The sequence below is a fragment of the Erythrobacter sp. S43 genome, from assembly GCF_057364955.1.
Map to the genome: position 1 here is coordinate 2,303,632 of NZ_CP200285.1, position 14,572 is coordinate 2,318,203.

Here is a 14,572-nt window from a genome sequence, read left to right on the forward strand (position 1 = left end):
CCCTTAGCGCTAGGCGCTCAAGGGCAGGCATTCAAGCCGCGTTGTCGATGCCGAGATCGCTAAGCTTGCGATAAAGCGTTGAACGACCAATGCCCAAGCGGCGCGCGACCTCGGTCATGCGGCCGCGATAGTGGCCAATGGCAAGGCGGATGACATCGGCCTCGATGTCTTCAAGCGGGCGCAGATTGCCGTCTTCGGTGTAGAGCATCACGCCCACGCCTTCGTGCAGCGAGGAAGCGCTTTGCCCACCTGTCTCTTGCGCTCCCAGCATTTCGGAAAGCTGCGGGAAACTCTCGTCCGTCAGCGTGTTGCCTTCGCAATAGACAGCCGCGCGGAAAAGGACCGATTGCAGCTGACGGACATTGCCCGGCCAGTCATATGCAGCGAGCAGCGCGAGCGCTCCATCCGAAACCGAGAGGTGCCGCAGGCCGGGCTGTTCACCGATCCGTCCAAGGAAGTGACGCGTGAGTGCAGGGATATCGCCCGTGCGCTCTTTCAACGGAGGCAGAGCAATGCGCGTTGAGGCCAGTTTGTCGGCGAGCGCTTTGTCAAAGTGCCGGCCCGCAACAAGCTGTGAAAGCGGAATGTTGCTCGCCGTAAGCAAGCGGACATCGACGCGGAAGCCATGCGTCGCGCCGACCGGGCGGACAATACCCGTTTCCAGAGCCTCGTTCAGACGTTCCTGAATCGGTTTGGGCAGGCGATCGACTTCATCGAGGACAAGCGTGCCACCATCGCAATGCTGGAACGCGCCGACCTGACGGTCAAAAGCGCCGGGGAATGCGTTGGGCTCATGCCCGAACAGCACCGACTCAATTGAATTGTGCGGGACGCTGCTGATGTTCACGATGCGCAGCGGCAGCTTCGAACGCGGCGATGCGGCGTGCATCGCGCGCATCAGCATTTCTTTGCCGGTGCCGCTTTCGCCTTCAATCAAGGTATGACCGTGCCCGCGCGCTGCTTTGGCAGCTTGCGCCAGAGCAGTGCGGAATTTGGGAGCCGTGCCGATCATCGCATCGAAATCGAGATCTGCGGACATTTTCTCGGTCAGCGGGGCGAGTTCTTCGCGCGGAGATTCACGGGTGGTGACGCTGCGCAGCGCCTCCATCAGGCGATCGGGAGAAATCGGTTTGACCAGATAGTCGCTTGCACCTGCACGCATCGCTTCGACAGCGAGCAGCGGAGAGGCGCTGGTAGTGAGCATCAGAATAGGTAGGGCAGGGCGGCGCTCTTTAAGCTCCGCGATGAGCGCACAGGCATCGTCACCCGGAACCCATTGATCGAGCAGAATTGCGGAAAGCTGCATACCCTCGCGCGTGCCAAGGATGGCAATCGCGCTTTCGGCATCGCTTGCGACAATCGTCCGCCAGCCATCACGCGCAGCAATCGCCGAGATCAGCCGGCTCTGCGCAGGCTCATCATCGATCAGCATCACAAGCCGCGCATCTTCCTGCGCGGGGGGCTGTACTTCAAGGCGCGTATCCATGTTGGACATAGGCGTGTTCGTGTCCCCAATCCGTCCGGTTCATTCCGTCCCACAGCGAGACGAGCCGCATCTTTACGGCGAACGTGTAAAGACCAGATTAAGGCTGTTGGACTTTCCGGCAGTGGTGGGACACAGCGGGCTTGAGCATCGCACTTTCGTCCGATACGAGCTTTTGTATTCACTTCTCGGCAACCTTTTGCCGCATTCACCGTTGGACACACACGAGGGATCAAACCGACATGAGCACGCACGATATGGATGATGCACGCAAGACTTATGGTTCTTTCATGGGGGCGCTCAAATGGGCGGTGCCTCTGATCGCAATCATTACCTTCTTCGTCGTCATGCTGATCGCACCAGCAGGATAAGAAAAACTCCGTGAAAATTGCCATCCTAAAAGAGCGCAGCCCGGGGGAAACGCGGGTTGCCGCGACACCCGAAACGGTAAAGAAATTCATTGCCTTGGGTAATGATGTCGCGGTTGAAGAGGGGGCAGGGGTCACGGCTTCGATCACCGATGCTGCCTTTGCGGAAGCAGGGGCGAGCGTCGGAAAAGCGGCGGCGACCGTAAAGGGTGCCGATATCATTTTGGGCATTCAAGCGCCCGACGTGAAGCATCTCAAAGGTGCCAATGCAGGTGCATGGGTCGGCGCTCTGTTCGATCCATTCATGCAGAAAGACCGGGTCGAGGCCTACGCCAAGGCAGGTTTTGAAGCGCTTTCGATGGAATTCATGCCGCGCATCACCCGCGCGCAAAGTATGGATGTGCTTTCGAGCCAATCGAACCTTTCCGGATACAAGGCGGTTTTGGCAGCCGCAGACACGTATGGCCGCGCCTTCCCGATGATGATGACGGCAGCGGGCACTGTGAACGCGGCCAAATGCTTCGTCATGGGTGTCGGTGTTGCTGGTTTGCAGGCGATTGCAACCGCACGTCGCCTCGGCGCGCAGGTCTCCGCCACCGATGTGCGCTCGGCCACCAAAGAGCAGATCGAGAGCCTTGGGGCGAAGGCAATCTTCGTCGAAGAAGTCGAAGGCATCGAAGGCGAAGGCTCAGGCGGCTACGCCACAGAGATGAGCGACGAGTACAAAGCGGCTCAGGCCAAGCTGGTCAGCGAACACATCGCCAAACAGGATATCGTCATCACCACCGCATTGATCCCCGGACGCGCGGCTCCGGTGCTGATAACCGACGCGCAGATTGCGACGATGAAGCCGGGCAGTGTGATCTTCGACCTCGCTGTCGCCCAAGGCGGCAATGTTGAAGGCTCAGAGCCGGACACGGTGGTTGAGAAGCACGGTGTAAAGATCATCGGCTATGCCAACACGCCAGCGCATCTCGCCGCCGACGCCTCGGCACTGTTCGCGCGTAACCATTACAACTTCCTCAGCGCCTTCTGGGACAAGGAAGCGGGCAAACCCGAACTCGACGAAGAAATCGGCGATGCAATCCGCCTGACGAAGGACGGCAAGGTTGTGAACGAGAGGCTTTTGGGGTGATGCCGAGCCGAAAAGAACCATATGGGCGCTCGAAATGGGTCGGTGCAGTTTTAGCTCTGGCAATTTCTGGAGCCGGTCAGACCGCATATGCTCAGGACGGGCAAAAGCCAGAGCCGTCACCGGCGGAAAAACCGGCAAAGACGGACGATCTATCTGATTTGGAGTTTCCCAAATTATTGGAGACGCTGCGGACCACAAATCCCGTCGCGCAGCCCTTCGATACATCAAAGCCAGTGGTCGGGTTTGGTATCAGCCGTGTTTCGAATGGCATGAAGATAGACATCGTCCTTGAAGGATCAGCGGCGAAGAGCGCCGGTCTGCAAGAGGATATGGTCATCCTGCGCGTAAACGGGATCGACATGACGCAGTTCAAAACGGAAGAAGCCGTCAAGATTCTTGGAGCCATTGATGGCGAGATCGATTTCGATATCGAAGGGCGCGGCCGCTATTCGCTGATCAAGGCGCCGATCCCGCCTAAGGGCGACGGGGAATAAACAGGGCACATTATGGACTTTATCTCAATCCTCTCGATCTTCGTGCTGGCGTGTTTCGTCGGCTATTACGTTGTCTGGTCTGTCACGCCTGCTTTGCACACGCCCTTGATGGCGGTGACCAATGCGATTTCATCGGTGATCATTGTCGGCGCGCTGATTGCGGCGGCGGAGGCAGCAACTCCGGTGGCCAAATATCTCGGCCTCTTCGGTGTGGTCCTTGCCAGCGTCAATATCTTCGGCGGTTTTGCCGTGACTGAGCGGATGCTGGCGATGTACAAGAAGAAGGAGAAGTAAGAGATGACTTTCTCCATCTTCGCAGCAGGCGCCGAAGGCGGCGCCGTGAACCCTTGGGTCGCGCTGGCCTATCTCGCGTCAGGCGTTTTCTTTATCCTCGCGCTTCGCGGGCTTTCCAGCCCTGCGACGAGCCGGGCGGGCAACCGTTACGGCATGGTCGGCATGTTGTTGGCGGTGGTCACTACGTTGGTCACCCACAACATCGCCAACATCGCCGAGATCGGCATCGCCATCTTCCTAGGCGGGATCATCGGCGTCACAATCGCGCGCAAGATTGCGATGACCTCTATGCCAGAGCTAGTCGCGGGCTTTCACTCGCTGGTCGGCCTTGCCGCTGTGGTGGTTGGCTGGGCGGCGTACCTCAATCCCGGCGCATTCGGATTGCTCGTTGGTGAGGGCGTTATCTCGCCGGTCAGCAAAGTCGAAATGGGGCTGGGTATCGGCATTGGTGCGATCACTTTCTCCGGCTCGGTTATCGCCTTCCTGAAGCTCTCAGGACGGATGAGCGGCGCGCCGATCCTCCTGCCGCTGCGACACGTCATCAATCTCGGAACGCTGGCGGCTATTCTTGTGCTGACCGCGATGTTCGCACACACGCCGGGCGCCGAAGCGAACCTGCCCTATATCATCGCGCTGACCGTGGCTGCCTTTGCCATCGGCTTCCTTCTGATCATCCCGATTGGCGGCGCGGACATGCCGGTCGTCGTCTCCATGCTGAACTCCTATTCTGGCTGGGCTGCAGCGGCGATGGGGTTCACGCTCGGCAACACTGCGATGATCATCACCGGCGCGCTGGTTGGCTCCTCAGGCGCAATCCTCAGCTACATCATGTGCAAGGCCATGAACCGCAGCTTCATTAGCGTGATCGCCGGTGGCTTTGGTGCGGATGACAGCGCCGCGGGTGGCGGCGAAGCGCGCGAACAACGTCCGTACAAGCAGGGCAGTGCGGACGATGCAGCTTTCATGCTTGAACAGGCAGAAAAGGTCATCATCATCCCGGGTTACGGCATGGCGGTGGCGCAAGCGCAGCATATCCTGCGCGAAATGGCCGACAGTCTGAAAGCCAAAGGCGTGGACGTGAAGTACGCGATCCACCCAGTGGCGGGACGTATGCCGGGCCATATGAACGTCCTGCTGGCCGAAGCGAACGTGCCTTATGACGAGGTGTTCGAACTCGAAGACATCAATTCCGAATTCGCACAGGCTGACGTTGCCTTCATCATCGGCGCGAACGACGTGGTCAACCCGGCGGCGAAGACCGACAAATCCTCACCCATTTACGGAATGCCAGTGTTTGACGTCGACAAGGCGAAGCAGGTGTTCTTTATCAAGCGCTCGATGGGCGGCGTCGGCTATGCCGGTGTCGACAACGACGTCTTCTACATGGACCAGACGATGATGCTGCTGTCCGATGCGAAGAAGATGGTCGAGGAGATCGTCAAAGCGCTCGATTAAATCAGGAAGGGTCGTCTGATGCGGATGCTTGCTATTGTTTTGGGAATTGCGCTGATTGGTGTCGGCGTTTGGGTCTTCACCCGCGATGGCGGCGTATTGGAGCAGGTGACCGAAGAGCGCGTTGAAGGCGCCTTGCTGGCCAATGGCATGCCCGCGCCAATGGCAGAATGCATGGCCGGGAAGCTGACGGACAAGCTTTCAATCTCTCAGTTGCAAAGCCTTGAGAAGCTAGGCCCGCAGGGTGGCGAAAGCCGTATCCCGCAATCGCGCGCCGAAGCGGTCGAACGTTTGCGCCGTGTCGATGACAGCGAAGCCGTATCGGCTCTGGTCGGTTCCGCAACGTCCTGCGGTATCGAAATGGTCGGCAAGCAGTTCGGAAAAAAATAGGTTTCTAAAGCGGACTTGCCAACGCTCCCCACCTCGCGCAATTATGTGCGTGGGAGAGGAGATTTTCATGATCAGAACGACATTGGCTGCGCTGGCGCTAACTACAGCGCTGCCCGCGCTTGCAGAAACGCACACGATTGCTTCGGGCGAGGGCGCACAGGAGCGCTTGCAAGAGGCTTTGATCCTCGCGGAGCCGGGCGATACGATCGTGCTTGAAGCGGGGCGCTTTGCACTTACCGACGGACTTAGCCTTGATGTGGACGGGGTAACCGTTCGCGGCGCTGGCATGCATAAGAGTGTCCTCGACTTCACAAACCAACAGGGTTCTGGCGAAGGGCTTCTGATCACATCCGACAACGTGACGTTGCGCGACTTTGGTGTCGAGAACGCCAAGGGTGACGGGATCAAATCCAAAGGTGCGGACCAGATCATCTATCACTCGATCCGCGTCGAATGGACCGGAGGGCCAAAGGCAAGCAACGGCGCATACGGCATCTATCCGGTCGAAGCGTCGAACATTCTGGTGCAAGACAGTTACATTCGCGGTGCATCGGACGCAGGTGTCTATGTCGGCCAGTCCGAAAACATCATCGTGCGCCGTAACTATGTCACCGAGAACGTCGCCGGGATCGAAATTGAAAACTCGACCAATGCCGAGGTGACCAACAATCTCGCTGGTCGCAACACAGGCGGTATCCTTGTGTTCGATTTGCCCGGTCTGCCTAAGGTCGGTGGGGGCACCGTTACCGTCGCGAACAATATCGTCGCCAGCAACAACACGGACAATTTTGCGCCGGAAGGCAACATCGTAGCGGCTGTCCCCTACGGCACCGGCATCATGGTGATGGCAAACACAGGCGTGCAAATTCTCGACAATATTCTCGCCGACAATCTGACGTCACACATCATGCTTGTCGCTTATACTCAGGACTACAACGACGATCGTTATGAACCACGTCCGGTCGATGTGGTCATTCGCGGCAATGATTATGGCAAGGGCGGGACGGCTCCGGACTTTGCAGGTGGCGCGCAACTGGCTGCCGCATTCGGAGGAGCACTGCCACCAGTGCTGACCGATGGCTTGCACAAGAATCTCGCGGTGGAAGATCCAATCAAGGTCGTCTCGCTGGGTCTGACCGAAGTGGGTCAGGGCTTCGGCAGTGGAAAGCCAACCATGATCAGTCCTGTGATCGCCGTAGAGAGCAAACGGTATAAAGCCGTGGAGCTTCCAGCCGGGATGGAGGACCGTCTCAAGTGAGATCCGCTTGGTTCGCCCTCGCAGCGTCAATGACTGCCCTGGCCGGCGCGGTCTCACACGGCGGCGCGACTTCGCCTGTCTTGGTCAACGATCAGGCGGTGATGGATGGGATGCCACGAAGCTTGAGCGAGTTTGGCTTCTTCGCTGATCTCCCCAACCAAACGAATGCAGACCGTGTTGTACCGTATGAGCTAAACACTGCGCTCTATTCGGACGGCGCTGATAAGCTGCGCTTTATCTATGTGCCCGACGGCGGAACCATGGAGGGTGCGGATGCGGGACTGCTGACCTTTCCTGTCGGTTCGGCAATCATCAAGACTTTCGCGTTTGGCGACGGCGATGATCGCCGCCTGATCGAAACCCGCGTGCTTCTCCATCGCGCAGATGGTTGGGTGGCGCTGCCGTACAAATGGAACGACGAGCAAACTGATGCGAGGCTTGCACTTGCGGGTGGGCGGATGCCGATTACGCGGCCTGACGGGACCGAAATCAGCTACCGCATCCCAAACAAGAACCAGTGCAAGACATGTCACAGCAAAGACGGCGAAGTCATCCCGATCGGTCCCAAGGTGCGCAACATGTCGACCGACTGGCTCAATATGATGATGGAAAACAGGTACCTATCCGGCGCCGCCGCTGTTGAGAGGGTTCTACCCGACTGGAGCGAGCGTAATTCTGCACCTGCAAATGAGGTCGCCCGCGCCTATCTCGATGTGAACTGCGCGCATTGCCATCAACCCGGCGGGAGCGCTTCGAACTCCGGACTTGATCTGCGCTGGGAGCAGGTTGATCCGCACGCCATTGGTATTCGCAAGCCGCCGGTTGCCGCCGGACGCGGGGCAGGGGGCTTTAACGTCTCGATTGCGCCGGGTGAGCCGGACAAGTCGATCCTGCTGTATCGTATGAAGTCGGTCGAACCGGGCGTGGCCATGCCCGAATTGAGCCGCGGCACAGTGGACGAAGAGGGTGTCGAGGCAGTGCGCAAATGGATTGATGGGATGGCGCAATAATGAAGTGGGTCCTTCGCATTGGGTTCACGCTGCTTGCCGTGGCAGTCATTTTGTTCTTGGTCTTCCGCACGCCGGATACCAACGCAGACGAAATGCGCGCGAAGTATGGCGGAGAACCCTCGCAATTCATTGAGATTGGCGGAGGGGTAACGGTTCACCTGCGTGATGAAGGGCCGCGTGACGGGATTCCGATCATCTTGCTCCATGGTTCGAACGCCGATTTACAAACCTGGCAGCCATGGGTTGAGCGTTTGAAAGATACGTATCGAGTGATCCGTTTCGATCAGATCGGCCATGGACTGACCGGACCGAACACCGCCGGAGACCATTCGACTGCCAGCTTTGTCGAGGACATCGGTGAAGTCGCCGACGCACTTAAGCTGGATCGCTTCATTCTCGGCGGAAATTCAATGGGCGGCGGACACACGGTTGCCTATGCGATCGAGCATCCGGAGCGTCTTATGGGCATCGTCCTTGTCGATGCAGGTGGTCTTCGGGTTGAGAAGAAGTCCGAAGGCAACACCGGTTTCTCCATTGCGCGCACGCCGGTTCTGAACCAGCTGATCAAGCACATCACACCGCGTTCGTTGGTGGAGCAGAGCTTGCGCGAAAGCGTCAGCAATGAAGATATTGTGACGCAACAGGCTGTCGATCGATATTGGGAGATGCTGCGTTATCCCGGCAATCGCGACGCCACGCTCGAACGCTTTTCCCGAAGCTGGGTGGGCTTTGACGAAGAAAATATCAAAGGTATCCCTGTGCCTGCTCTGATCCTTTGGGGTGTCGAGGACAAGCTTATCCCGGTCGAAGCTGGCGAGCGCTATGATGCGTTGCTGCCCAATAGTGAGATCGTGGTTTACTCCGAAATCGGTCACCTTCCCCAAGAGGAAGCGCCTGATGCGACCATTGCTGACCTCAAAGAATGGCTCGGCAAGCTTGAAAGCGACACACAAGAGACTGAATCGCAGGAATAACTGTCCGCCTATGGACGCAGGCTTTCCTTGATGGCTACATCTTAGTCATACCCCCTGAAGATTCGAGGAAATTCACTTGCGCAAACTGGGATTGATCGGCGGCATGAGCTGGGTGTCGACCGGCATGTATTACGAGCGCATCAACCGCATCGTGCAAAAACGCGCCGCGCCGATGGCAAGCGCACCCTTGCTGATTGAAAGCCTCGATTTCTGCCAGCTCTATGCTCTCAAAGAAGAAGCCGAATGGAAACGCGCGGCGGATACGTTGTCTGAAAGCGCGAAAAGGCTTGAAGGTGCGGGAGCCGGCGCGCTGATCATTGGCGCAAACTCCATGCACAAGCTCTATGACGATGTCGCCGATGCGGTCGGAATCCCGATCCTGCACATCGCCGAGCATGTCGGACGCGCGGTGAAACAGGCCGGGCACAAGAAGGTCGCTCTGCTCGGCACGCGCAACGTGATGACCGAGAGCTTTTATCGAAAGCGCCTCGTCGCACACGGGATCGATCTGCTCGCGCCCGATATGAAGAATGTCGAGATGCTGGACCGGATCATCTACGATGAATTGATGGTTGGCAAAGCCACCCGCGATGCAGAGCGTGCGTTGAAGACGATCATCTTCAACAAGTCTCAAGAAGGCGCCGAAGCGGTCATCATGGCCTGCACGGAGCTGGATATGATTGTGGATGTGGACGCTAACGTCTTGCCAGTCTTTGATTCCACGCGGATCCACTGCGCGGCTGCCGCCAACTGGATCCTTGAGGAAGAGGGCGGCGACTAAGTCTGCCGTTTGTCGCTGTCCGACCACGTTTCGTCGTAATGACGTAAAATCACTGCTGTAAGCGTGACCGCGCTCGACTAAATCGCCAATTGGAAATTCTCATTTACATTGATGAGCTCTTTTCCGGGCTTTCGGGTCGTACCGAAATGCCTGCGGGGTCGCTCCACCCCCATTTGCACCTGCGGAGCGGCCCCGCACTTTGCCTCATCCGGTGTTTTCCCGATCTGTTCCCGTTGAGCGTGCGTGGGCGCTGGCCTATTTGACGCAGCCATGACACGCGCTCCTTACGCTGCTGATGCCAACGCACATGGTGGGCGCGAATTCGGCCCGCAAAGCACAAGCACCGGCGCAGAATCGCGTGGCCCGCGCAGCGAATTCCAGCGGGACAGGGATCGCATCATCCATTCGATGAGCTTTCGCCGGTTGAAATCGAAAACGCAGGTCTTCATTGCGCCCGGTGGTGACCACTACCGCACACGCCTTACTCACAGCCTTGAGGTTGCGCAGATTGGTCGGGTGCTGGCGCGTTCAATGGGGCTGGATGAAGACTTAACGGAGGCATTGTGCCTCACGCACGATCTTGGCCACCCGCCTTTTGGCCATGCCGGTGAGGCTGCCTTGTGCGATGCGATGGAGCGTTTCGGCGGGTTTGACCACAACGCTCAAACACTGCGCACCGTAATGCGGCTGGAAAGCCCCTATCCGGACCATGACGGTCTGAACCTCACTTGGGACCTGCTTGAAGGATTGGCTAAGCATAACGGCCCTGTCGACGCGCCCAACTGGGCGATTGCGGAGCTTGATGATGCCTTCCCGCTGGATTTGGGTAGTTGGCCCTCGCTCGAGGCGCAGATCGCGGCGGTGTCTGACGACATAGCCTATGACAATCACGATATTGATGATGGCCTGCGCGCCGGGTTTCTTAGCCTTGATGACTTGCTCGAACTCGATTTCCTCGCGGATCAGTGGCGGGCGGTCGAAAAACGCTTTCCAAATGCGCCGCGGGATCGCCAATTGCGCGAGCTGGTGCGCGACCAGATTGGGCTTATGGTCAACGACGTGCTCGAGCATACGCGCGCTCAGGTGGCCGGGATCACATCGGTGAAGGAAGTGCGTGAGGCCGGTAGACAGCTTGCGGGCTTCTCTCCGGCCATGTCAGAACACGAACGGGCGCTTAAGAAGTTTATGTATCGCAAGCTCTACTACCACCCCGAACAGGTCGCTGCTGCCGAGCGTGCGCGCGACGTGGTGGCGCGGTTGTTTGCGGCCTATTCGCAGGATTCCCGCTTAATGCCCGACAGCTGGCAAGAGCAGTTGCCGGAGCAGGAACCGCAGCGTTCGCGTACCATTGCCGACTTTATCGCCGGCATGAGTGATAGGTTTGCGATGCAAGCCTGCGCCAAGATTTACGGTGAGCAGCCGAGTGGGCTGGTCAATGTCTGATCGGCTCGCCTTGGGCCGCAAGATGGCGGCGGATACGTCAACCGGACCGGTGCGGATCGGTCTGGTCGGAGCCACCGGCTTGATCGGACGCCGTGTGATCCAGATTGCGAGCGCAGGCGATGATGTCCGCATCGTGGGGATCGCGCGGCGCGAAGCACCTTTGCCCGAAGGCGCGCGCATGGAGATGTTTGTCGCCGAGCCCGATAAATGGAGCGATGTGCTGGAAGCGGTGCGTCCGCGCGCTTTGATCTGTGCGCTAGGGACGACGTGGAGGAAAGCGGGACGCGATGAAGAGGCCTTTCGCGCGGTGGATCAGGACCTTGTCGTCCAAACCGCCCAAGCGGCGAAGGCAGCAGGCATTCCCAATATGGTCCTCGTGAGTTCCTCGTCCGCAGATGCAAGGGCGAAGAACTTCTACCTGAAAGTGAAGGGCGAGACGGAGAAGCTCGTCACAGATGTCGGGTTTAAACGGCTCGACATCTTGCAGCCGGGCCTGCTTCGCGGCGCGCGCCAGAATGATTTTCGTCTGCTCGAACGCGCGGCGATTATTGCCAGCACCGTGGTCGATCCGATGCTTTCGGGATCGTGGGAAAAGTATCGCTCGATTGATGCCAATATCGTTGCTCAGGCTGCGCTAGGATTGGCAATGCGCAATGCGGCAGGGCGGTTCACCCACGACAATGAGGCGATGAAGCGTGCGGCGCGCGAATGGCGGCGTAGTATTGGCGTTGAGTAGGAGACGGTGATGGATTGGGCATTTCTCTTCAGCGCGGTGAACTTCATCGCATTGATCGCTTGGGTAGTGCTGATCTTTCTTCCCCGCGCGCCTGCGATCTTATCCGCGGTTATGTATGCGGGTGTGGGGCTGCTGTGTCTGATTTACACCGTGTCTCTGGTTTCGATTGTGACGGGGCTGGTACCCAATCCCGATGGGCAAGCGATCGAGATGACCATCGAAGGAGTGCGAGGCTTTTTCGCAAGCGATGCAGGTGTGACAATTGGCTGGGCTCACTATCTCGCATTCGATCTGTTCGTTGGTCTTTGGATCGCGCGCGATGCGGACGCCAAATTCTTCTCGAGATATGTGCAAGCGCCAATTCTGCTTGCGACGTTCCTCGCTGGGCCAGTGGGCTTGTTTCTGTGGCTCATCATCCGCGAACGTCGCGCACGGTCTAAGGGACGTTTTCAGTAGGCGGCAATCTCATGTCGTAATTCGCTAGACCCCGCAGGGCAGTTTGCCCTAGCGTCACGGCGGAGAGTTTGACCTGAAGAGGGCCCACATGGCGACAGCTGCGCACAACGACTATCTCAGCTTTGACGAGTTTCTGAAGTATTGGGCGGTTGAGCGGCCCGAAGGCATTGCGCTTGAAGATGGCGATCGCAAGACAACCTATGGCGAAGCCGAGCCTTTGACGCGAAAGCTGATCGCGGCGATGCAGGCGCGCGGAGTGACCAAAGGCGATATGATCGCGTGGTTGGGCAAGAACTCCGACTACTATTTCCTGCTACTCTATGCCGCCGCGCGAATGGGCGCGACCATGGCGCCGGTGGGCTGGCGTCTCGCGGCGCCTGAGATCGGATACATCCTGACCGATACCGGCGCGAAGCTGCTGGTTACGGGCGACGACTTTTACGAGGTCGGGAAGCAGGTTTCCGAAGGAATGGAGAACGGGCCGCAAGTTGTGACAGGCAACGTCTTCTTCAAAGAAGCCGCAGCGCTTGAGCCGACCGAATACGAAACGCCCAATGCCGATGATGCGGTTCTGCAGCTCTACACATCGGGCACCACGGGCAATCCGAAAGGCGTTGGCCTTTCCAACCGCAACCTTTTCGCACTGCGCAAACCGAGTGTTGAGGCCGACCTACCTTGGCACAAATATGGGGAAACGGACTGCATCCTTGCCGCTATGCCATGCGCGCATATTGGCGGGACTGGACTTGCAGCCATTGCCGTTGCCTACGGTATCCGCGCGCAGATCCTCGATGAATTCACTCCGCACGGCGTGCTGCATGCAATCGAGAACGGGGCAACGCACATGTTCCTTGTTCCAGCAGCGATCCAGTTCATCATCCAGCACCCGCTGGCAGCGGAGACTGATTTTTCGAACCTGCGATACCTGATGTATGGCGCGGCACCGATGCCGCTTGAACTGCTGAAAGCAGCGGTAAAGACAATGCCAGACACCGGCTTCCTGCAGGTTTACGGAATGACAGAGACCTGCGGCACCGTGACGATGCTGCCGCCCGAAGACCATTCGCTGGAAGGCAATGAGAGGATGCGTTCTGCGGGTAAGGCGGTGCCCGGTGTCGAAGTGCAAATCCGCACCGAAGGAAACAAGGAAGCGCCCCTTGGCGAGATCGGCGAGATCTGCATCAAGTCGCCTTCAAACACGTCCGGATACTGGAAGCGCCCTGACGCCACAGCTGAAACCATCGATGCCGATGGCTGGCTGCACACAGGCGATGCAGGAATCATGGATGCGGACGGCTATGTCTTCATTCAGGACCGCATCAAGGACATGATCATCTCCGGCGGCGAAAACGTCTATCCGGCCGAGGTTGAGAACGCGATTTTTGGTCACCCGGCCGTTGCCGAAGTCGCCGTCATCGGCGTTCCGTCCGAGCAATGGGGCGAAGAGGTGAAGGCCTGCGTCGTCTGCAAACCCGATAGCGAGTTCGATCCGAACGAGTTGATCGCCTACACCCGTGAACGCATCGCTGCGTTCAAGGCACCCAAAAGCGTGGATGTCATCCCTGAAATGCCGCGCAACGCATCCGGCAAGATTCTGCGTCGGCAGCTGCGTGCACCCTATTGGGAAGGTCAGGACCGACAGGTCAACTGACGCATCATGGCCTATATCGACGACAGCGATGGCGTGAAGAAGCACGCGCCCGCCACTGAACGCAATCGCACCCCGCTTCTATCTGTCTTGCGGAACGAGTTGCCCGAATGGGGTACCGTGTTGGAGATTGCGAGCGGATCGGGAGAACACGCAGCGTTCTTTGCGGAAAACATGCCGCAATTGGCGTGGCAGCCCAGTGACCCAGACCCTGAGGCTTTGGCCTCTATCAACGCTTATCGAGCGGACTATGACGGGGTAAACCTGCGCGAGGCAATGGAACTGGATGCAAGTGCGCCGCGCAAATGGGGCGTGGATCAGGCGGATGCGGTTGTTTGCATCAACATGATCCACATTTGCCCGTGGCAAGCGACCCAAGGTCTCTTCGAAGGCGCGGCCAAGGTGTTGGCCTTGAGCGGTGGGCCATTGATCCTTTATGGTCCAATGATTGAACCCGGTGTCGAAACCGCGGAGTCAAACCTTGCGTTCAGCGAGAGCCTGCAAGCGCGCAATCCCGATTGGGGTGTGCGCAATGCGGAGCAAGTGGTCGATACGGCGAAAGAGCACGGTTTCGAATGGTCCGCGCGCTACAAGATGCCAGCCAACAATGTGACCTACATTTTCAGACCGAAGGGCTGATCTGACAGCGG

16 protein-coding genes are annotated in these 14,572 nt (G+C 58.3%); 15 read left to right on the forward strand and 1 reads right to left on the reverse strand.

Annotated elements, in window-relative coordinates; translation table 11 throughout:
- Nucleotides 1-31: 31 nt before the first annotated feature.
- On the reverse strand, nt 32-1,495 hold the full coding sequence (locus AC0V6K_RS11255; protein ID WP_472622267.1) for a sigma-54-dependent transcriptional regulator: 1,464 nt from the start codon (nt 1,493-1,495) through the stop codon (nt 32-34).
- Nucleotides 1,496-1,725: 230 nt separating this feature from the next.
- Between AC0V6K_RS11255 and AC0V6K_RS11260 the strand changes: the two genes are divergently transcribed.
- From AC0V6K_RS11260 to AC0V6K_RS11330, 15 genes are all read left to right on the forward strand, one after another.
- Nucleotides 1,726-1,854 (forward strand): hypothetical protein, encoded by a 129-nt coding sequence (locus AC0V6K_RS11260; RefSeq protein ID WP_472622269.1) that lies wholly within the window; start codon nt 1,726-1,728, stop codon nt 1,852-1,854.
- Between the two features lie 10 nt (nt 1,855-1,864).
- Nucleotides 1,865-2,986, forward strand: coding sequence for an NAD(P) transhydrogenase subunit alpha (locus AC0V6K_RS11265; RefSeq protein WP_472622271.1), 1,122 nt, complete (start codon nt 1,865-1,867; stop codon nt 2,984-2,986).
- A complete protein-coding gene (locus AC0V6K_RS11270) occupies nt 2,986-3,480 on the forward strand; it encodes a PDZ domain-containing protein (protein ID WP_472622273.1) in 495 nt (164 codons plus the stop codon). Before AC0V6K_RS11265 ends, AC0V6K_RS11270 begins: the two co-directional genes overlap by 1 nt.
- A 12-nt stretch (nt 3,481-3,492) precedes the next feature.
- Nucleotides 3,493-3,774 carry an NAD(P) transhydrogenase subunit alpha part 2 gene (locus AC0V6K_RS11275; RefSeq protein ID WP_472622275.1) on the forward strand — a complete coding sequence of 94 codons (282 nt, stop codon included), beginning with the start codon at nt 3,493-3,495 and terminating at the stop codon, nt 3,772-3,774.
- Nucleotides 3,775-3,777: 3 nt separating this feature from the next.
- A complete protein-coding gene (locus AC0V6K_RS11280; protein ID WP_472622277.1) occupies nt 3,778-5,229 on the forward strand; it encodes an NAD(P)(+) transhydrogenase (Re/Si-specific) subunit beta in 1,452 nt (483 codons plus the stop codon).
- Between the two features lie 18 nt (nt 5,230-5,247).
- Nucleotides 5,248-5,616 carry a hypothetical protein gene (locus AC0V6K_RS11285; protein ID WP_472622279.1) on the forward strand — a complete coding sequence of 123 codons (369 nt, stop codon included), beginning with the start codon at nt 5,248-5,250 and terminating at the stop codon, nt 5,614-5,616.
- A gap of 67 nt (nt 5,617-5,683) precedes the next feature.
- The gene (locus AC0V6K_RS11290) at nt 5,684-6,874 is read left to right on the forward strand and encodes a parallel beta-helix domain-containing protein (RefSeq protein WP_472622281.1); all 1,191 of its coding nucleotides are present in this window, start codon (nt 5,684-5,686) and stop codon (nt 6,872-6,874) included.
- A gap of 29 nt (nt 6,875-6,903) precedes the next feature.
- Nucleotides 6,904-7,884 carry an SO2930 family diheme c-type cytochrome gene (locus AC0V6K_RS11295; RefSeq protein ID WP_472622283.1) on the forward strand — a complete coding sequence of 327 codons (981 nt, stop codon included), beginning with the start codon at nt 6,904-6,906 and terminating at the stop codon, nt 7,882-7,884.
- Nucleotides 7,884-8,858 (forward strand): alpha/beta fold hydrolase, encoded by a 975-nt coding sequence (locus AC0V6K_RS11300; protein WP_472622285.1) that lies wholly within the window; start codon nt 7,884-7,886, stop codon nt 8,856-8,858. The genes AC0V6K_RS11295 and AC0V6K_RS11300 overlap by 1 nt, the downstream gene beginning before the upstream one ends.
- A 76-nt stretch (nt 8,859-8,934) precedes the next feature.
- Nucleotides 8,935-9,639 carry an aspartate/glutamate racemase family protein gene (locus AC0V6K_RS11305; RefSeq protein ID WP_472622287.1) on the forward strand — a complete coding sequence of 235 codons (705 nt, stop codon included), beginning with the start codon at nt 8,935-8,937 and terminating at the stop codon, nt 9,637-9,639.
- A 270-nt stretch (nt 9,640-9,909) separates the two neighbouring features.
- Nucleotides 9,910-11,082 (forward strand): deoxyguanosinetriphosphate triphosphohydrolase, encoded by a 1,173-nt coding sequence (locus AC0V6K_RS11310; protein WP_472622289.1) that lies wholly within the window; start codon nt 9,910-9,912, stop codon nt 11,080-11,082.
- A complete protein-coding gene (locus AC0V6K_RS11315; RefSeq protein WP_472622291.1) occupies nt 11,075-11,818 on the forward strand; it encodes an NAD(P)H-binding protein in 744 nt (247 codons plus the stop codon). Before AC0V6K_RS11310 ends, AC0V6K_RS11315 begins: the two co-directional genes overlap by 8 nt.
- 9 nt (nt 11,819-11,827) lie before the next feature.
- Nucleotides 11,828-12,274, forward strand: a complete 447-nt coding sequence (locus AC0V6K_RS11320; protein WP_472622293.1) for an ABA4-like family protein — start codon at nt 11,828-11,830, stop codon at nt 12,272-12,274.
- Nucleotides 12,275-12,362: 88 nt separating this feature from the next.
- Nucleotides 12,363-13,925: a long-chain-fatty-acid--CoA ligase gene (locus AC0V6K_RS11325; RefSeq protein WP_472622295.1), complete on the forward strand. Its 1,563-nt coding sequence runs from the start codon at nt 12,363-12,365 to the stop codon at nt 13,923-13,925.
- 6 nt (nt 13,926-13,931) lie between these two features.
- Nucleotides 13,932-14,561, forward strand: coding sequence for a DUF938 domain-containing protein (locus tag AC0V6K_RS11330; protein WP_472622297.1), 630 nt, complete (start codon nt 13,932-13,934; stop codon nt 14,559-14,561).
- Nucleotides 14,562-14,572: the final 11 nt, after the last annotated feature.